This is a genomic window from Streptomyces sp. NPDC005202, from assembly GCF_040608235.1.
In the GTDB taxonomy this organism is placed as follows: Bacteria; Actinomycetota; Actinomycetes; order Streptomycetales; family Streptomycetaceae; genus Streptomyces.
Window position 1 is genome coordinate 26501 of record NZ_JBEXHW010000017.1, and the last position, 17345, is coordinate 43845.

19 protein-coding genes are annotated in these 17345 nt (G+C 69.3%); 7 read left to right on the forward strand and 12 right to left on the reverse strand.

The window, feature by feature from the left end:
• Window positions 1-77: 77 nt before the first annotated feature.
• Together ABZV31_RS23195 and ABZV31_RS23200 are read right to left on the reverse strand one after the other, a co-directional pair.
• The gene (locus tag ABZV31_RS23195) at window positions 78-398 is read right to left on the reverse strand and encodes a hypothetical protein (protein ID WP_355896962.1); all 321 of its coding nucleotides are present in this window, start codon (window positions 396-398) and stop codon (window positions 78-80) included.
• A gap of 20 nt (window positions 399-418) precedes the next feature.
• On the reverse strand, window positions 419-2110 hold the full coding sequence (locus ABZV31_RS23200; RefSeq protein ID WP_355896965.1) for a sodium:solute symporter family protein: 1692 nt from the start codon (window positions 2108-2110) through the stop codon (window positions 419-421).
• A 177-nt stretch (window positions 2111-2287) separates the two neighbouring features.
• Between ABZV31_RS23200 and galT the strand changes: the two genes are divergently transcribed.
• From galT to galK, 3 genes are read left to right on the forward strand one after another with little or no spacing between them, the layout of a single operon-like run.
• Window positions 2288-3349, forward strand: a complete 1062-nt coding sequence (galT, locus tag ABZV31_RS23205; RefSeq protein ID WP_355896968.1) for a galactose-1-phosphate uridylyltransferase — start codon at window positions 2288-2290, stop codon at window positions 3347-3349.
• Complete coding sequence (gene galE / locus ABZV31_RS23210) at window positions 3346-4314, forward strand: UDP-glucose 4-epimerase GalE (protein ID WP_355896971.1); 969 nt, start codon at window positions 3346-3348, stop codon at window positions 4312-4314. Before galT ends, galE begins: the two co-directional genes overlap by 4 nt.
• Window positions 4314-5468 (forward strand): galactokinase, encoded by a 1155-nt coding sequence (gene galK, locus ABZV31_RS23215; RefSeq protein ID WP_355896974.1) that lies wholly within the window; start codon window positions 4314-4316, stop codon window positions 5466-5468. Before galE ends, galK begins: the two co-directional genes overlap by 1 nt.
• On the opposite strand, the gene ABZV31_RS23220 is transcribed toward galK, so the two are convergent.
• Entirely contained in the window at window positions 5461-5904 is a 444-nt protein-coding gene (locus ABZV31_RS23220; RefSeq protein WP_355896977.1) for an N-acetyltransferase, read from the reverse strand. The genes galK and ABZV31_RS23220 overlap by 8 nt on opposite strands.
• 274 nt (window positions 5905-6178) lie before the next feature.
• On the opposite strand from ABZV31_RS23220, the gene ABZV31_RS23225 reads away from it, so the two are divergent.
• Window positions 6179-6946, forward strand: coding sequence for a response regulator transcription factor (locus tag ABZV31_RS23225; RefSeq protein ID WP_355896980.1), 768 nt, complete (start codon window positions 6179-6181; stop codon window positions 6944-6946).
• On the opposite strand, the gene tamR is transcribed toward ABZV31_RS23225, so the two are convergent.
• On the reverse strand, window positions 6905-7402 hold the full coding sequence (gene tamR / locus ABZV31_RS23230) for a MarR family transcriptional regulator TamR (RefSeq protein WP_355896982.1): 498 nt from the start codon (window positions 7400-7402) through the stop codon (window positions 6905-6907). The two genes, ABZV31_RS23225 and tamR, sit on opposite strands and share 42 nt — an antisense overlap.
• A 139-nt stretch (window positions 7403-7541) precedes the next feature.
• On the opposite strand from tamR, the gene ABZV31_RS23235 reads away from it, so the two are divergent.
• Window positions 7542-8417 carry a trans-aconitate 2-methyltransferase gene (locus tag ABZV31_RS23235; protein WP_355897203.1) on the forward strand — a complete coding sequence of 292 codons (876 nt, stop codon included), beginning with the start codon at window positions 7542-7544 and terminating at the stop codon, window positions 8415-8417.
• Entirely contained in the window at window positions 8417-8836 is a 420-nt protein-coding gene (locus ABZV31_RS23240) for a VOC family protein (RefSeq protein WP_355896985.1), read from the forward strand. Before ABZV31_RS23235 ends, ABZV31_RS23240 begins: the two co-directional genes overlap by 1 nt.
• On the opposite strand, the gene ABZV31_RS23245 is transcribed toward ABZV31_RS23240, so the two are convergent.
• Genes ABZV31_RS23245 through ABZV31_RS23260 form a run of 4 tightly spaced genes read right to left on the reverse strand, consistent with a single transcriptional unit; the run spans window position 8725 to window position 11015 of the window.
• Complete coding sequence (locus tag ABZV31_RS23245) at window positions 8725-9027, reverse strand: type II toxin-antitoxin system RelE/ParE family toxin (RefSeq protein WP_355896987.1); 303 nt, start codon at window positions 9025-9027, stop codon at window positions 8725-8727. The two genes, ABZV31_RS23240 and ABZV31_RS23245, sit on opposite strands and share 112 nt — an antisense overlap.
• Window positions 9028-9276, reverse strand: coding sequence for a type II toxin-antitoxin system Phd/YefM family antitoxin (locus tag ABZV31_RS23250; RefSeq protein ID WP_355896989.1), 249 nt, complete (start codon window positions 9274-9276; stop codon window positions 9028-9030).
• A 60-nt stretch (window positions 9277-9336) separates the two neighbouring features.
• On the reverse strand, window positions 9337-10011 hold the full coding sequence (locus ABZV31_RS23255) for a TetR/AcrR family transcriptional regulator (protein ID WP_355896992.1): 675 nt from the start codon (window positions 10009-10011) through the stop codon (window positions 9337-9339).
• Complete coding sequence (locus ABZV31_RS23260; RefSeq protein WP_355896995.1) at window positions 10008-11015, reverse strand: acyl-CoA desaturase; 1008 nt, start codon at window positions 11013-11015, stop codon at window positions 10008-10010. The genes ABZV31_RS23255 and ABZV31_RS23260 overlap by 4 nt, the downstream gene beginning before the upstream one ends.
• Before the next feature lie 297 nt (window positions 11016-11312).
• Here ABZV31_RS23260 and ppc point away from each other — a divergent pair, with 297 nt between their 5' ends.
• A complete protein-coding gene (gene ppc / locus ABZV31_RS23265; protein WP_355896998.1) occupies window positions 11313-14042 on the forward strand; it encodes a phosphoenolpyruvate carboxylase in 2730 nt (909 codons plus the stop codon).
• A gap of 268 nt (window positions 14043-14310) precedes the next feature.
• Here the strand turns inward: ppc and ABZV31_RS23270 are convergent, their stop codons facing one another.
• The 4 genes from ABZV31_RS23270 to ABZV31_RS23285 all read right to left on the reverse strand — a co-directional run bounded on the left by ABZV31_RS23270 (window position 14311) and on the right by ABZV31_RS23285 (window position 17290).
• Window positions 14311-14814: a hypothetical protein gene (locus ABZV31_RS23270; RefSeq protein WP_355897001.1), complete on the reverse strand. Its 504-nt coding sequence runs from the start codon at window positions 14812-14814 to the stop codon at window positions 14311-14313.
• 42 nt (window positions 14815-14856) lie between these two features.
• Complete coding sequence (gene pth / locus ABZV31_RS23275; RefSeq protein WP_355897004.1) at window positions 14857-15459, reverse strand: aminoacyl-tRNA hydrolase; 603 nt, start codon at window positions 15457-15459, stop codon at window positions 14857-14859.
• 69 nt (window positions 15460-15528) lie between these two features.
• Complete coding sequence (locus ABZV31_RS23280) at window positions 15529-16125, reverse strand: 50S ribosomal protein L25/general stress protein Ctc (RefSeq protein ID WP_355897007.1); 597 nt, start codon at window positions 16123-16125, stop codon at window positions 15529-15531.
• 190 nt (window positions 16126-16315) lie between these two features.
• Complete coding sequence (locus ABZV31_RS23285) at window positions 16316-17290, reverse strand: ribose-phosphate diphosphokinase (protein WP_355897009.1); 975 nt, start codon at window positions 17288-17290, stop codon at window positions 16316-16318.
• Between the last annotated feature and the right edge of the window lie 55 nt (window positions 17291-17345).

Consider the following 17345-nt stretch of genomic DNA (forward strand, 5'->3'; position numbering starts at 1 on the left):
AAGCGCCGGGCTGCGCGACCCACGTGACGTCGGCAGCGGCGCCGGGTTCCGGCAAACGCACGCCACCCCGGCCTGCGTCACTCCGGCTGCTCCGGCTGCCGCTCCTCCGGGCCCGGCGCCGGCAACGGCGGTGCCATGGGCCTCAGCTTCAGCCAGACCAGGAAGAACACCCCAAGGATCAGCATCCCGATCCCGGTCCACAGGTTGATGTTGACCCCCTGCGCCTTGTCGATGGCGGCCTGGGAGTCGGTGATCCCCACGATCGTGACGATGATCCCGTAGATCACGAACAGCCCGCCGATGATGCGCCGCAGGTCGAAGATCTGCGCGGCGGTCGCCGACTTGCCCTCCAGCTCGGTGACTTCCTGCTGGACGTCTTTCTCGGAGTACTCGGACATGGTCTCTCAATCCTCCCGCGTCAGAACGAGAACGGGATGTAGCAGATGGCGGCGAGGACCACGGCACCCCAGCCGAGCAGCGCCGGCTTGCGGTACCACGCGTCGTCACCCACGGCCGGCGGCTCGGGCACGCCGGGCGCCCGCGTTCCGTAGACGAGCCCTTGCAGTTCCTCTTCCGGCTTGGGCCGGGTGAACAGCGACACCGCGACCATGACCACCGCACCGGCGACGAAGCCCGCGATCGCGGAGATGAAGTTGGCGCCCTGGTCGGAGGGGATGGCGATGATGCCCTGCTTGTAGATGACGAAGTAGTTCACCATCGCCGCCGTCGTACCGGCGAGCAGGCCCCAGAAGCCGGACTTCATGGACGCGCGCTTCCAGAACATGCCGACGATGAAGGCCACGAACATCGGCACGTTGAAGAAGGAGAACAGCGTCTGCAGGTAGGCCATGATGTTCGAGAACGACGAGGCGAGGAACGCCGTGCCCATCGACGCGAACACACCGATCGCCGTGATGAGCCGCCCGAACCGTACGTAGTACGCGTCCTCACGGTGCTTCACCACGTACCTGGCCCAGATGTCGTTGGTGAACACCGTGTTGAAGGACGACACGTTGGCCGCCATGCCGGCCATGAACGCCGCGAGCAGACCGGTCACCGCGATGCCGAGGACGCCGTTGGGCAGCAGTTCCTGCATCAGGTAGGGAATGGCGTCGTTGTACTGCAGGTTCGAGCCGGACGTGCCGATGTTCGGCACCAGGGCGGCGGCGACCAGGCCCGGGATCATCACCAGGAAGACGATGAAGACCTTCGGGTAGGCGGCGATGAGCGGCGTGCGCTGCGCGGCGGAGAGGTTCCTCGCGGACAGCGCGCGCTGCACCTCGGCGAAGTTCGTCGTCCAGTAACCGAAGGACAGCACGAAGCCGAGGCCGAGGACGATCGTCAGCCAGTTGGCGCCGAGCGGGTTGGGGTTGCCGATGCCGGTGCCGCCCCAGGCGGTGACGAAATTGTCGCCGTGGGTCTTGGTGAGGGTGGCGGTCAGGCCGCTCCAGCCGCCGGCCTTCTTCAGGCTGAGCGCCACGAGCGGGATGAGGGCCGCGAGGATCACGAAGAACTGCAGCACCTCGTTGTAGATCGCGGACGACAGACCGCCGAGGGTGATGTACGCGAGCACGAAGACGCCCGCGACGATGATCGCCACCCACTGCGGCCAGCCCAGCAGCGCCTCGACGACGATCGCGAGGGCGTAGAGGTTCACACCGGCGATCAGGATCGCGGCGAAGGCGAACAGGATCGAACTGAGCAGGTGCGCCCCCTTGTCGAAGCGGAGCAGCAGGAACTCGGGGACCGAGCGGACCTTGGAGCCGTAATAGAACGGCATCATCACCAGGCCGAGGAAGACCATGGCCGGGATGGCGCCGATCCAGTACCAGTGCACGGTGTAGGCGCCGTACTGGGCGCTGTTGGCGGCCATGCCCAGGATCTCGGTGGCGGCGAGGTTGGCGGAGATGAACGCCAGGCCGGTGATCCAGGCGGGCAGGGAGCGCCCGGAGAGGAAGAAGTCGAGGCTGGTCTTCACGGAGCGGCGGGCGGCGAAGCCGATGCCCAGGACCACGGCGAAGTAGATCCCGAGGATCGCGTAGTCGAGCCCGTTGGTGGGGAGCCGTAGCCCCGCCGCCAGGTATGCGGGCGCGTATGTGGGGGTTTGCATGAGAACTCGCTTCGTTGCGCGAACTGATCCAGCGGGGAACCTACGCCTCCGCGTTCAGTAATTGAACACTTCTGTTGGTCGTCTTTGTTTGATTGTGATGTAGAGGTCCGATGGTGGGTTGTGATGTGTTATGTTTGATTGTGTTGAGCGATTGAGTGCGGGCAGAGGGAGTCCGACATGAAGAAGACTTCGACCCGACTGGCCGACGGTCGTGAGCTCATCTACTACGACCTGCGCGACGACGTCGTGCGGAACACGGTCGACCGGCGCCCGCTGGAGCGGACCGTCACCAGCTCCGAGATCCGCCGGGACGTCCTGCTCGGCGACTCGGTCGCGGTCGCCTCGCACCGCCAGAGCCGCACCTACCACCCGCCGGCCGACGAGTGCCCCCTGTGCCCGTCGCGGGGCGACCGGATGAGCGAGATCCCGGACTCGTCGTACGACGTGGTGGTCTTCGAGAACCGCTTCCCGTCGCTGGCCGGCGACTCGGGCCGCTGCGAGGTCATGTGCTTCACCCCCGACCACGACGCTTCCTTCGCCGACCTCACCGAGGAGCAGGCGCGACTGGTCCTGGACGCGTGGACGGACCGGACGTCGGAGCTGTCGCATCTGGCCTCCGTCGAGCAGGTGTTCTGTTTCGAGAACCGTGGGGCCGAGATCGGGGTGACGCTGCAGCATCCGCACGGCCAGATCTACGCGTACCCCTTCACCACCCCGCGCACCGCGCTGATGCTGCGTTCGCTGGCGACCCACAAGGCCGCGACCGGCGGACAGAACCTCTTCGACGTCGTGTTGGAGCGAGAACTCGCCGACGAGCGGGTAGTCCTTCAGGGTGAACACTGGGTGGCCTTCGTGCCGTATGCGGCGCACTGGCCGTACGAGGTCCACCTGTACCCGAAGCGCCGCGTCCCCGATCTGCTCGCGCTCGGCGAGGCGGCGCGCACAGAGTTCCCCCAGGTGTATCTGGAACTCTTGAGGCGCTTCGACCGGATCTTCGGTGAAGGTGAGCCTCCGACGCCGTACATCGCGGGCTGGCACCAGGCCCCGTTCGGCGCGCTGGAGGAGTTCGAGGGCGTGAGCCGGGACGACTTCGCGCTCCACCTCGAGCTTTTCACTATCCGCCGCACTTCCGGCAAGCTGAAGTTTCTTGCGGGTTCCGAGTCCGGCATGAGCGTGTTCATCAACGACGTGCCGCCGGAGCGCGCGGCCGAGCGACTGCGAGAGGTAGCGAGTTCATGAGCGGGAAGTACCTGGTGACGGGGGGCGCGGGTTACGTCGGTAGCGTGGTCGCCCAGCACCTTCTGGAGGCCGGCCACGAGGTCACCGTCCTCGACAACCTCTCCACCGGCTTCCGTGAGGGCGTCCCCTCCGGCGCCGTGTTCGTCGAGGGCGACATCCGCGACGCCGCCAAGTGGCTGGACGCCTCCTACGACGCGGTCCTGCACTTCGCCGCGTTCTCCCAGGTCGGCGAGTCGGTCGTGAAGCCCGAGAAGTACTGGGAGAACAACGTCGGCGGCACCATGGCGCTGCTGGCCGCCATGCGCGAGTCCGGCGTGCGCAAGCTCGTCTTCTCCTCCACGGCGGCGACGTACGGCGAGCCCGAGCAGGTGCCGATTGTCGAGACCGCGCCGACCAGGCCCACCAATCCCTACGGTGCCTCCAAGCTCGCCGTCGACCACATGATCAGCGGCGAGGCGGCGGCGCACGGGCTGGGCGCGGTCTCCCTGCGCTACTTCAACGTGGCCGGCGCCTACGGCGCGTACGGCGAGCGCCACGACCCCGAGTCGCACCTCATCCCCCTGGTGCTCCAGGTCGCGCAGGGCCGGCGGGAGGCGATCTCCATCTTCGGTGACGACTACCCGACGCCGGACGGCACCTGCATCCGCGACTACATCCACGTCGCGGACCTGGCCGAGGCCCACCTGCTGGCGCTGAAGGCCGCACAGCCCGGCGAGCACCTGATCTGCAACCTCGGCAACGGCAACGGCTTCTCCGTCCGCGAGGTCATCGAGACGGTGCGCCGGGTCACCGGCCACCCGATCCCGGAGGTCGTGGCCCCGCGCCGCGGCGGCGACCCGGCGGTGCTGGTCGCCTCCGCCGAAACCGCCCGCGCCAAGCTCGGCTGGAACCCGTCCCGTGCGGACCTCGCGGGTATCGTCGCGGACGCGTGGGAGTTCGCGCAGAACATCGCAAGGGAGCACTAGTGGGGGCACAGCAGGTCCGGGAAGGCTTCGTCGCGCTGTACGGAGCCGAACCGGAGGGAGTCTGGGCGGCGCCGGGCCGGGTCAACCTGATCGGCGAGCACACCGACTACAACGAGGGCTTCGTGATGCCGTTCGCGCTGCCGCACGTCACGGTCGCTGCGGTCTCCCGCCGCACCGACGGCGTGCTGCGGCTGCACTCGGCGGACGTCGCGGGAGACGCCGTCGAGCTGCGCGTCGACGAGCTGACCCCCGAGTCCGACCAGGGCTGGACGGCCTACCCGGCCGGCGTGGTGTGGGCGCTGCGCGAGGCCGGCCACACGGTGACCGGCGCGGACGTACACCTGGCGTCGACGGTCCCGGCCGGCGCCGGCCTGTCCTCGTCGGCGGCCCTGGAGGTCGTCGTCGCCCTGGCCATGAACGAGCTGTTCGGACTCGGCCTGCGGCGCTGGCAGCTGGCCCGCCTGTGCCAGCGCGCCGAGAACGTCTACGTCGGCGCCCCCACCGGCATCATGGACCAGACGGCGTCCGCCTGCTGCGAGGCCGGCCACGCCCTCTTACTCGACACCCGCGACCTGTCCCAGCGCCAGATCCCCTTCGACCTCGCGGCCGAGGGCATGCGCCTGCTGGTCGTCGACACCCGCGTCAAGCACGCCCACAGCGACGGCGAGTACGGCAAGCGCCGCGCCGACTGCGAGAAGGGCGCGGCCCTGCTGGGCGTGGACGCGCTGCGGGACATCGCCTACGAGGAACTGGACGCGGCGCTCGAGCGACTCGGCGACGAGGAGGAGGTGCGCCGCCTGGTGCGGCACGTCGTCACCGAGGACGAGCGGGTCGAGCGGGTGGTGTCCCTGCTGGAGGCGGGCGACACCCGCGCGATCGGCCCGGTGCTGACCGAGGGGCACATCTCGTTGCGGGACGACTTCCGCATCTCCTGCCCCGAGCTGGACCTGGTGGTCGACACCGCGATCGCCTCCGGCGCGCTGGGCGCCCGTATGACCGGCGGCGGTTTCGGCGGTTCGGCGATCGTGCTGGCCGAGGAGGACGACGTGCAGACGATCACCAAGGCGGTCGAGGAGGCCTTCGCCGCGGCGGGCTTCACGGCCCCGCGCGTGTTCGAGGCGGTGCCGTCGGCGGGGGCGCGCCGGCTCAGCTGAGCCGCTTCGTCAACGTGTACTCGGTGATCCCCGGCGGATAGTCGGGGATCACGCACACCACGTCGTAGCCGTTCTTCCGGTAGAACTCCGGCGCCTGGAAGTCCCAGGTCTCCAGGCGCACGGCCCGGCAGCCGCGCTCGTCGCGGGCCGTCCGCTCCGCTCGCGCGAGCAGCCGGGAGCCCAGGCCCGCCCCCCGGTGGCGTCGGTCGACCCACAGGTAGGTCACGTGCAGCCAGGTCGTCCACGTGTGGCCCACGAGCCCGCCCGCCAGCTTCCCCCGGCCGTCCAACGCCCAGACATGGAGCGGAAGTTCGCGTTCGGCGGGCGTTCCGCGCAGGGCGGCGAGCACGGGGGAGGCCGCCGTGTTCGTGTTGCGGAGGCGTGAGCGGAGCAGATCCCGCCGCTCTTTGTCTACTTGTGCCTCAATACGAAACATGCGGCACACCCTAAACGCGCTGGACGGCCAGTTCTGCAAATAACCTTCCGCTCCTCCCCCCCGCCCGTACTCTGAGGAGCGGTACCGGTGGGGGCCGGTGCCGATCAGGGGGCGAGACAGTCGGGTACGACGCCCGAAGTGGGGGGTAGCAGTTTCTGCACGGCGGCGGCCGTGCGGTCGTGTCAGCCCCGGGCGTCGTGCCCGCGCCGGTCGGCGTTCTCCGGACGATGGGGAATCCCCTGCTCCTTCAGGAGCTTGGGGAAGGGGGTTTTCAGTGGTTCGCATCCGAGTCCTGGTCGTCGACGACCACCGCATCTTCGCCGAGTCGCTCGCCGCCGCCCTGGCCGCCGAGCCCGACGTCGACGTCTCCGCGGCCGGCTCCGGCCCGGCGGCGCTGCGCTGTCTGGAGCGGGCGGCCGCCGAGGGCCGCCGGTTCGACGTGCTGCTCGTCGACGGGGACCTGGGCGGCAACGTTCCCTGCGGGCGGCCCGCGGTGCCGGTGCAGGAGGGCAACGCGGACGGCCTGGTCGACGGGATCTCCCTGGTCGCCGGGGTGCACGGCGCGCAGCCCGGGGTGCGGATCGTCGTGCTCGCCGAGAAGGACGACCCCCGGCGGGCGGCGCTGGCCCTGCAGGCCGGGGCCTCGGGGTGGGTGGCGAAGGACTGCTCCCTGTCCCGGCTGCTGACGGTCATCCGGGGCGTGCTGCGTGACGAGACCCATCTCCCGCCCGCCCTGCTGACCGGGGTGCTGCGCGAGCTGACCGCCGCCCGCAAGCACCGCACCGAGAGCGAACGCCTGGTGGAGTCGCTGACCCCGCGGGAGCGGGAGGTGCTGCGCTGCATGGTCGCCGGGCTCGGCAGGAAGGCCGTCGCCGAGCGGCTGTACCTGTCTCCGCACACGGTGCGCACGCACATGCAGAACGTGCTGGGCAAGCTGGGTGTGCACTCCACCCTCGCCGCCGTCGCCCTGGCCCGGCGGGCCGGGGTCGGGCCGGTCGACCTAGCCGGGGATGTTGTCGAACGGGGCGGTCAACTGGCGTAGCAGACCGGCCAGTTCAACGCGCTGGGCACGCGACAGCTCCGCGAGGATCGCCCGCTCCTGGTCGAGGAGTCCCGCCAGGGCCTGGTCCGCGCGGTCCCGGCCCTCCTCCGTCAGCCGGACCAGCACACCGCGCCGGTCGCTGGGGTCGGGGAGGCGCTCCACCAGGCCCTTCTTCGCCAGGCGGTCGATGCGGTTGGTCATCGTGCCGGAGGTGACCAGGGTCTGGGTCAGCAGCTGTCCCGGCGAGAGCTGGTACGGCGATCCCGCGCGCCTGAGCGCTGTCAGGACGTCGAACTCCCAGGGCTCCAGGCTGTGCTCGGAGAAGGCCAGCCGCCGCGCGCGGTCCAGGTGCCGGGCCAGTCTGCTCACCCGGCTGAGCACCTCGAGCGGTTCCACGTCGAGGTCCGGGCGCTCCCGGCGCCACGCTGCGACCAGCCGATCGACCTCGTCCTCCATGGCGATCAGTGTAGTGGTTGTGTCGACATGAAGTCTCTTGACGTCAAGTCTCTTGACGTCGAGATAGCTTCGCGGGAGAGTGGTGATCACAGTGGTGCACGACTTCAATGAGTTCTTCAATGAGTTCGAGGAGGCCGCCATGCCCTTCCCCAAGCTCTCAACTTCGTTCGAGCAGGGGAGACCCCAATCCGCCCCCACCTGGGACCCCGCCCAGTACCTGCGCCACGCCGGCCACCGCGCCCGCCCCTTCACCGACCTCCTCGCCCGGATCCCGGACCTTTCGAGCGGGGGAGGCCCCAACGGCGACCCGCCCCGCATCGCCGACCTTGGCTGCGGCCCCGGCAATGTCACCGTGCTGCTCGCCGACCGCTGGCCCAGCGCGCACATCACCGGCTACGACAACTCTCCCGAGATGCTCGACAAGGCGGTCGTGGACCACGAAGGCCCCACGCCCGGCGGTGGCCGCCTCGACTTCTCCCACGCCGATGCCCGCACCTGGACGCCGGCCGAGCCCTACGACCTGATCGTCAGCAACGCCACCCTCCAGTGGGTGCCGGGGCACGCCGACCGCTTCGCCGACTGGATCACGGCCCTGAAGCCCGGCGGCACCTTCGCCTTCCAGTTGCCCGGCAACTTCTCCGCCCCCAGCCACCGGCTGATGCGCGCCCTCGCCCACTCCGACCGTTGGAAGGACCGCCTCGCGGACGTCCTGCGCCACGACGACGCGGTCCTGGCCCCCGAGGCCTACCTGGAGAAGCTGACCGCCCTCGGGTGTGCGGCGGACGTGTGGGAGACGACGTACATCCACCTGCTGGAGGGTGAGGACCCGGTTCTGGACTGGGTGAAGGGCACGGGCCTGCGCCCGGTCCTCGCCGCGCTGGCCGACGACCCGGAGGCGCGGGAGGAGTTCGTGGCCGAGTACCGCAGCGCCCTGCGCGAGGCCTATCCGGCCGGCCCGCAGGGCACGCCGTTCCCGTTCCGCCGCATCTTCGCGGTGGCGACGAAGGAGGCGTGATGCTCACCGCCGTCGACCACGTGCAACTGGCGGCCCCGCCCGGCTCGCAGGACGCCCTGCGGGCGTACTACGTCGACGTCCTCGGCATGACGGAACTCCCGAAACCGCCGGAACTGGCGGCGCGGGGCGGGTGCTGGTTCCAGGCGGGCGCGGTACAGCTCCACCTGGGCATCGAGGAGGACTTCCGGCCCGCGAGGAAGGCTCACCCGGGGCTGAGGGTGACGGACATCGAAGCGTATGCGGCCCGGCTCGCGGCACGCGGAGCGGCGGTCGCCTGGGACGACAACCTCCCGGGCCGCCGCCGCTTCTACTCCGAGGATCCGGTGGGAAACCGGCTGGAGTTCCTGGAGCCGGTGGTCACGGTGTCCGGCCCAGGTGACGTGACGAGGATGCGGATCGTGTCGTCTTCGACCATGTAAAGAACCCGATAGTCGCCGACGTGCAGACGCCGCACATCGTGTGATCCGTAGGGAACGGAGCCGGTCGGGCGAGGCTGGGTGGCCAGGGCGTCCACGGCCTCGTAGACGGCGGAGAGGCCGGTCGGGTCGTCCTTGAGGAGCCGCGCGGCCGCGTTTGCGGCGCGCGGCTCCCAGATGATCTCGTAGGTCACTTACCGCAGCCCCAGCATCCGACCTACTTCTTCGTGCGGGATGCCCGGCCCCAGTGTTCCGCGCTCCTTCTTCAGCTCATACTCGGCCACGGCCAGGGCGTCTTCGAGATCCTCTATCACCTGGGGAGAGACGAGGAGCGCGGCGACGTGCCCATGATCGGTGAGCGCGATGGTCTCGCGGCTGTGGGCCGCGCGGCGAACGAGGTCGCCGAGCTGGGAACGGGCAGCGCTGATCGCAATCTCGATCATGCCGAGATCATTCCACAAGATTAACCTTGTGGTCTATTGGTTTCACCTCTTCCGGTGTTTTCAGCTCTTCCTGTGCCCTATCAGCCGCGGCTTCTGCTCCAGCCCGTCCAGCCCGTGCCACGCCAGGTTCACCAGGTGCGCGGCGACCTCCGCCTTCTTCGGGCGGCGGACGTCCAGCCACCACTGGCCGGTCAGGGCGACCATGCCAACCAGGGCCTGGGCGTACAGCGGGGCGAGTTTGGGGTCGAAGCCGCGGCTTTTGAACTCGCGGCCCAGGATGTCCTCCACCTGGGTGGCGATGTCGGAGATGAGAGAGGCGAAGGAACCCGTCGACTGGGGGATGGGGGAGTCCCGGACGAGGATGCGGAAGCCGTCCGTGTACTCCTCGATGTAGTCCAGCAGGGCGAAGGCCGCCTGCTCGCACAGCTCGCGCGGGTGTCCGGCCGTCAGCGAGCTGGTCACCATGTCCAGCAGGCGCCGCATCTCGCGGTCCACCACGACCGCGTACAGGCCCTCCTTGCCGCCGAAGTGCTCGTACACCACCGGCTTGGACACCCCGGCCTTCGCCGCGATCTCCTCCACCGACGTGCCCTCGAAGCCCTTCGCCGCAAACAGGGTGCGACCGATCTTCAGCAGCTGCTGGCGGCGCTCGGCACCGGTCATACGGGTGCGACGCGCGCGCCGCGGCTTGTCGTTGCTGGGGGTGCTGGAGTCGGTCGCCACGGCGACCATCATGCCGCCTTCGCGGCCTCCTTCCCGCGCCGGGAGCCGCCTTCCACGGTGTTCCGGCGGGAATCGATACGCGAGCGTGACGGCCAGCGCACGTCGTACGCCCAGCCGAGCTGCTCGAACCAGCGGATAATGCGGGCGGAGGAGTCCAGCTGGCCGCGCTCCACGCCGTGCCGGGCCGAGGTCGGGTCGGCGTGGTGCAGGTTGTGCCAGGACTCACCGCAGGACAGGATCGCCAGCCACCACACGTTGCCCGAGCGGTCCCGCGACTTGAACGGGCGCTTGCCGACCGCATGGCAGATCGAGTTGATCGACCACGTCACGTGGTGCAGCAGCGACACCCGGACGAGCGAACCCCAGAAGAACGCGGTGAACGCGCCCCACCAGGACATGGTCACCAGGCCGCCGATCAGCGCCGGCAGCAGCAGGGACACGACCGTCCACAGTACGAACTGGCGGGAGATCGCCCGCATCGTCCGGTCCTTGATCAGGTCCGGCGCGTACTTGTCCTGCGGGGTCTGCTCCTCGTCGAACATCCAGCCGACGTGGGCCCACCACAGGCCCCTCATCAGCGCCGGGACCGTCTCGCCGTAGCGCCACGGAGAGTGCGGGTCGCCCTCGGCGTCGGAGAACTTGTGATGCTTGCGGTGGTCGGCGACCCAACGGACCAGCGGGCCCTCGACGGCGAGCGAACCCGCGATCGCCAGGGCGATCTTCAGGGGCCGCTTGGCCTTGAAGGAACCGTGGGTGAAGTGGCGGTGGAAACCGATCGTGATGCCGTGGCAGCCGAGGAAGTAGAAGAAGACCAGCAGGCCGAGATCCAGCCAGCTCACCCCCCAGCCCCACGCCAGCGGCACCGCCGCGAGCAGCGCGAGGAACGGAACGGTGATGAAGAGCAGAAGCGTGATCTGCTCGATCGAACGCTTCTGCTCGCCGCCCAGCGTGGCGGACGGCAGCGCGGTGTCGGTCGCCTTCGGGGCGTCTTCGATCACATCGGAGCTTGTGGTCATGGGCGTCCCCTGTGGGGTCGAGGGTTGAGATGAGACAGGTGTCGGAGGCTGCGGGAACCGTTCAGCTCCCTACGGTTCCGTAACCTACGGCGTCGTAAGTATGGCAGTGCGTCGCCCCGCGGCAAGAGCCCGTGAGCCTGCGCGTCCCGCCCGACACCTATCCTTGGAATCGGTCGGACAGCGCGGTCCGCTCTGATTTCTTCCCGGATGCCCCGCCGCTATGCGGCGGCCCCCGCCGCGCGGGTGACAACCGGGTTCCCTCCCGGACGAGCTTCAACACTGCAAGGAGCCGCACCTGTGAGCAGTGCCGACGACCAGACGACGACCAGCAGCGAGCTGCGCGCCGACATCCGCCGACTGGGTGACCTCCTCGGTGAGACCCTCGTCCGGCAGGAAGGCCCCGAGCTCCTCGACCTGGTCGAGAAGGTCCGCCGCCTCACCCGAGAGGACGGCGAGGCCGCCGCCGAGCTGCTACGCGGCACCGAACTTCAGACCGCGGCCAAGCTGGTCCGCGCCTTCTCCACCTACTTCCACCTGGCCAACGTCACCGAGCAGGTCCACCGCGGCCGCGAACTGCGCGCCAAGCGCGCCGCCGAGGGCGGCGTGCTCTCCCGCACGGCCGACCGCCTCAAGGACGCCGACCCCGAACACCTGCGCCAGACGGTCGAGCACCTCAACGTCCGCCCGGTGTTCACGGCACACCCCACCGAGGCCGCGCGCCGGTCGGTCCTCAACAAGCTCCGGCGCATCGCCGCGCTCCTGGAGACCCCCGTCATCGAGGCCGACCGCCGCCGCATCGACACCCGCCTCGCGGAGAACATCGACCTCGTCTGGCAGACCGACGAACTCCGCGTCGTGCGCCCCGAGCCCGCCGACGAGGCCCGCAACGCGATCTACTACCTCGACGAACTCCACGCCGGCGCCGTCGGCGACGTCCTGGAGGACCTCACCGCCGAGCTGGAGCGGGTCGGCGTCAAGCTGCCCGACGACACCCGCCCCCTGACCTTCGGCACCTGGATCGGCGGCGACCGCGACGGCAACCCCAACGTGACCCCCGAGGTCACCTGGGAAGTGCTGATCCTCCAGCACGAGCACGGCATCAACGATGCGCTCGACATGATCGACGAGCTGCGCGGCTTCCTGTCGAACTCGATCCGCTACACCGGCGCCACCGACGAGCTCCTGACGTCCCTGCAGACCGACCTCGAACGGCTGCCCGAGATCAGCCCCCGCTACAAGCGGCTCAACGCCGAGGAGCCCTACCGGCTCAAGGCCACCTGCATCCGGCAGAAGCTCGTCAACACCAAGCAGCGCCTCGCCAAGGGCACCCCGCACGAGCCCGGCCGCGACTACCTCGGCACCTCCGAACTGCTGCACGACCTGAGGATCATCCAGACCTCCCTGCGTGAGCACCGCGGCGGCCTCTTCGCCGACGGCCGCCTCAACCGCACCATCCGCACCCTGGCGGCTTTCGGCCTGCAACTGGCCACCATGGACGTACGCGAACACGCGGACGCCCACCACCACGCCCTCGGGCAGCTCTTCGACCGGCTCGGTGAGGAGTCCTGGCGCTACGCCGACATGCCCCGCGAGTACCGCGCCAAGCTGCTCGCGAAGGAACTGCGCTCCAGAAGGCCGCTCGCCCCCACCCCCGCCCCGGTCGACGAGGCCGGCGCCAAGACCCTCGGCGTCTTCGAGACGGTCAAGCGGGCCCTGGAGGTCTTCGGACCCGAGGTCATCGAGTCGTACATCATCTCCATGTGCCAGGGCGCCGACGACGTCTTCGCCGCCGCCGTCCTGGCCCGCGAGGCCGGCCTGATCGACCTGCACGCCGGCTGGGCCAAGATCGGCATCGTGCCGCTGCTGGAGACCACCGACGAGCTCAAGGCGGCCGACACGATCCTGGAGGACATGCTCGCCGACCCGTCGTACCGCAGGCTGGTCGCCCTGCGCGGCGACGTGCAGGAGGTCATGCTCGGCTACTCCGACTCCTCCAAGTTCGGCGGCATCACCACCTCCCAGTGGGAGATCCACCGCGCCCAGCGCCGCCTCCGCGACGTCGCCCACCGCTACGGCGTCCGCCTGCGCCTCTTCCACGGCCGCGGCGGCACCGTCGGCCGCGGCGGCGGCCCCACCCACGACGCGATCCTCGCCCAGCCCTGGGGCACCCTCGAGGGCGAGATCAAGGTGACCGAACAGGGCGAGGTCATCTCCGACAAGTACCTCATCCCGTCCCTGGCCCGGGAGAACCTGGAACTGACGGTCGCCGCCACCCTCCAGGCCTCCGCCCTGCACACCGCCCCCCGCCAGTCGGGGGAGGCACTGGCCCGCTGGGACGCGGCGATGGACGTGGTGTCGGACGCCGCCCACGCGGCCTACCGCAAGCTGGTGGAGGACCCGGACCTGCCGGCGTACTTCTTCGCCTCCACCCCCGTGGACCAGCTCGCCGACCTGCACCTGGGCTCCCGCCCCTCCCGGCGCCCGGACTCCGGCGCCGGCCTGGACGGCCTGCGCGCGATCCCCTGGGTGTTCGGCTGGACCCAGTCCCGGCAGATCGTGCCCGGCTGGTTCGGCGTCGGCTCCGGGCTGAAGGCCCTGCGCGAGGCCGGCCTCGACACCGTGCTCGACGAAATGCACCAGCAGTGGCACTTCTTCCGCAACTTCATCTCCAACGTCGAGATGACGCTCGCGAAGACCGACCTCAGGATCGCCCAGCACTACGTCGACACGCTCGTCCCGGACAACCTCAAGCACATCTTCGACACCATCAAGGCCGAGCACGAGCTCACCCTGCGCGAGGTACTCCGCGTGACCGGCGAGAAGGAACTGCTCGACGCCCAGCCGGTGCTGAAGCAGACCTTCGCCATCCGCGACGCCTACCTCGACCCGATCTCCTACCTCCAGGTCACCCTGCTGAAGCGGCAGCGGGACGCGGCGGCCGCGGGCGAGGAACCCGAACCGCTGCTGTCGCGGGCCCTGCTGCTCACGGTCAACGGCGTGGCGGCCGGCCTGCGCAACACCGGCTGACCGGCTGACCGCACGGACACGGACAAGGGTGCCCCCCGGCTCGTACGGAGCCCGGGGGCACCCTCGTTTCCTGCCGCCGGCCGCGCGTTTCCTGCCACCGGTCGCGCCGGCGGTCGGAGAGGCGGAGGCGGAAAGGAGACGCGGCCGGCGAGCCGGAGCACGTCGGCGTGCACCACCCCGCTCCGCGCAGTCCGTCCAGAACCCCTTGCGGAGGGGGCGGCTCAACTGCCGACCGCACGCGCAGCCCGCGCAGGTCGCCCGGACCGGCTCAAAGCGCCAGGAAGGCAGCCGTCAGCAGCGCGAACCCCGACCCCGCCAGCACCCACGCCGCCCGCGTCAGCCGCAGCCCGCCCGCCACCACGACCGACGCCAGCAGCAGGGCGCCGCCCAGCGGGACCCACGCGAACAGGATCCCGGCGGGACCGGAGCGCACGACCTCGTCCGTGCCCGGCTTCACGATGACGGTGTACCTCCGGCCCTTCCGCACGGCGACCGTGTGGGCGATGACCACCCGGGCGCGGCCCGTCGACCCCTGGGAGATCGGCGTGTACGGCCCACTGCACGTGTCGTCGCCGCACCGCGTCACCTCGATCGTGCCGCTCTCCCGGCCCTTGGTCAGCATCACGTGCTGCGCGGTGCCCCAGGACGCCCACACACCCGCGATCAGGATCAGCGCCGCGACCGTACCCATCGCCGCGGCCCGCCCCAACCGGAGCGCGGCGTACGAGGCCTGGCGGGAGCGGGTGGCTGTGGCAGGCATGGCGGGGATCATTGGCCATACCCCCACGCCCGGTCAACTCCCATGGGGGACAAGTCAGGAGTTGTACGAGCTTTGCGCCCGCTGAAGACCCTCGATCACCAGACACTCCACCGCATCCGCCGCCCGGTCCACCAAGTAGTCCAATTCCTTGCGCTCCGCCGACGAGAAGTCCTTCAGCACAAAGTCCGCCACCGGCATCCGGCCCGGCGGACGCCCGATCCCGAACCGCACCCGGTGATAGTCCGAACCCATCGCCTTCGTCATCGACTTCAGACCGTTGTGACCGTTGTCGCCACCGCCCAGCTTCAGCCGCAGCATGCCGTAGTCGATGTCGAGCTCGTCGTGCACGGCGACGATGTTCGCCACCGGCACCTTGTAGAAGTCCCGCAGCGCGTTCACCGGGCCGCCCGACAGGTTCATGTACGACATCGGCTTCGCCAGGATCACCCGCCGGTTCGCCGGCCCCGGCGGCCCGATCCGGCCCTCCACCACCTGCGCCTGCGCCTTCTGCGCCCGCTTGAACTTCCCCCCGATCCGCTCAGCCAGCAGATCCACCACCATGAACCCGACATTGTGCCGGTTCATGGCGTACTCCGGCCCGGGATTACCGAGCCCGACAACAAGCCAGGGGGCGTTGGCGGCGGTGGTCACGTCCACATCTCCTTGATACGCGCCAGCCGCTGCCCCCACCGGGAACAGCGGCTGACGAAACGACGACGATCAGGCTCAGGCCTCGGCGGCCTCTTCGCCCTCGGTCTCCTCGCCCTCCGGAGCCTCCTCCACCTGGGCGGCGAGAACCTGCAGGACCACCGCGTCCTCCTCGACGGCCAGCGTCACACCGTTCGGCAGCGGAATGTCCTTGGCGTGGATCGAGGCACCGGCCTCCAGACCCTCGACGGAGACCGTGACGGCCTCGGGAATGTGCGTGGCCTCCGCCTCGACCGGCAGCGCGTTCAGCACGTGCTCCAGCAGGTTGCCGCCCGGGGCCAGCTCACCCTCGGTGTGCACCGGAACCTCGACGGTGACCTTCTCACCGCGCTTCACCAGCAGCAGGTCGACGTGCTCCAGGAAGCCCTTCAGCGGGTCGCGCTGCACGGCCTTCGGAATCGCCAGCTCATTGGTCTTGCCGTCGATGTCCAGGGAGATCAGGACATTCGGCGTACGCAGGGCCAGCAGCAGGTCGTGGCCCGGCAGGGTCAGGTGCAGCGGGTCGGAGCCGTGCCCGTACAGCACGCCCGGAACCTTGTTGTCACGGCGGATACGACGCGCGGCACCCTTGCCGAACTCGGTGCGCGTCTCGGCGGTGAGCTTCACCTCGGACATCTCTCACTCCTCGTAGAAGTACGTAGGAAAAACGGTCGGGGTCACCCGGCCACACGAACGGCCTGCTACGAAGAGCGCGTCGATTACGGACCGCCGTACCGAAGAACGAGTACGGCCTCCCTCGCCGAGCAACTGCAGCAGTCTACTCGGAGGGGGAGGCCGCACTCAAAACGATCTTCGGCGCCGGCCCTTACTGCTCGTCGAACAGGCTCGTCACCGAACCGTCCTCGAACACCTCACGCACCGCGCTCGCGATCGTCGGCGCGATCGACAGCACCGTGATCTTGTCCAGCTCCAGCTCACCCGGCGTCGGCAGCGTGTTCGTGAACACGAACTCGCTCACCTTCGAGTTCTTCAGCCGATCCGCCGCCGGACCTGACAGCACACCGTGCGTCGCCGTCACGATCACGTCCTCCGCACCATGCGCGAACAGCGCATCCGCCGCGGCGCAGATCGTGCCACCCGTGTCGATCATGTCGTCGACCAGGACACAGATACGGCCCTTCACATCACCGACGACCTCGTGCACCGTCACCTGGTTCGCCACATCCTTGTCGCGCCGCTTGTGCACGATCGCCAGCGGCGCACCCAGCCGGTCGCACCAGCGGTCCGCCACCCGCACCCGGCCCGCGTCCGGAGACACGACCGTCAGCTTCGAACGATCCACCTTGCTGCCCACATAGTCCGCAAGCAGCGGCAGCGCGAACAGGTGATCCACCGGACCGTCGAAGAAGCCCTGAATCTGGTCCGTGTGCAGATCGACGGCAAGAATCCGGTCGGCACCCGCCGTCTTCATCAGATCCGCGATCAGACGCGCCGAAATCGGTTCACGTCCCCGGTGCTTCTTGTCCTGCCGCGCGTAACCGTAGAACGGCACGATGACCGTGATGGAGCGGGCCGACGCACGCTTCAGCGCATCGATCATGATCAGCTGCTCCATGATCCACTTGTTGATCGGAGCCGTGTGGCTCTGGATCAGGAAGCAGTCCGCACCACGGGCCGACTCCTGGTACCGCACATAGATCTCGCCGTTGGCGAAGTCGAAGGCCTTCGTCGGGACGACCCCGACACCCAGCTGGTGGGCGACCTCCTCGGCAAGCTCGGGGTGGGCGCGGCCGGAGAAGAACATCATCTTCTTCACGCCGGTCGTCTTGATCCCGGTCACAGCACTGTCTCCTCAGAGGTGTTTCGCAGCTTGGTGTCGAGAGGACCTCGTCAGC

Coding starts and splice junctions, on each gene's coding strand:
- ABZV31_RS23255 (WP_355896992.1), bottom strand. CDS start 10,011: ATGATGGTCGCCGTGGCGACCGACTCCAGCACCCCCAGCAACGACAAG.
- ABZV31_RS23195 (WP_355896962.1), bottom strand. CDS start 398: ATGTCCGAGTACTCCGAGAAAGACGTCCAGCAGGAAGTCACCGAGCTG.
- galT (WP_355896968.1), top strand. CDS start 2,288: ATGAAGAAGACTTCGACCCGACTGGCCGACGGTCGTGAGCTCATCTAC.
- ABZV31_RS23260 (WP_355896995.1), bottom strand. CDS start 11,015: ATGACCACAAGCTCCGATGTGATCGAAGACGCCCCGAAGGCGACCGAC.
- galE (WP_355896971.1), top strand. CDS start 3,346: ATGAGCGGGAAGTACCTGGTGACGGGGGGCGCGGGTTACGTCGGTAGC.
- tamR (WP_355896982.1), bottom strand. CDS start 7,402: ATGGAGGACGAGGTCGATCGGCTGGTCGCAGCGTGGCGCCGGGAGCGC.
- ABZV31_RS23240 (WP_355896985.1), top strand. CDS start 8,417: ATGCTCACCGCCGTCGACCACGTGCAACTGGCGGCCCCGCCCGGCTCG.
- ABZV31_RS23270 (WP_355897001.1), bottom strand. CDS start 14,814: ATGATCCCCGCCATGCCTGCCACAGCCACCCGCTCCCGCCAGGCCTCG.
- ABZV31_RS23280 (WP_355897007.1), bottom strand. CDS start 16,125: ATGTCCGAGGTGAAGCTCACCGCCGAGACGCGCACCGAGTTCGGCAAG.
- ABZV31_RS23220 (WP_355896977.1), bottom strand. CDS start 5,904: ATGTTTCGTATTGAGGCACAAGTAGACAAAGAGCGGCGGGATCTGCTC.
- ABZV31_RS23250 (WP_355896989.1), bottom strand. CDS start 9,276: ATGATCGAGATTGCGATCAGCGCTGCCCGTTCCCAGCTCGGCGACCTC.
- ABZV31_RS23235 (WP_355897203.1), top strand. CDS start 7,542: ATGCCCTTCCCCAAGCTCTCAACTTCGTTCGAGCAGGGGAGACCCCAA.
- ABZV31_RS23200 (WP_355896965.1), bottom strand. CDS start 2,110: ATGCAAACCCCCACATACGCGCCCGCATACCTGGCGGCGGGGCTACGG.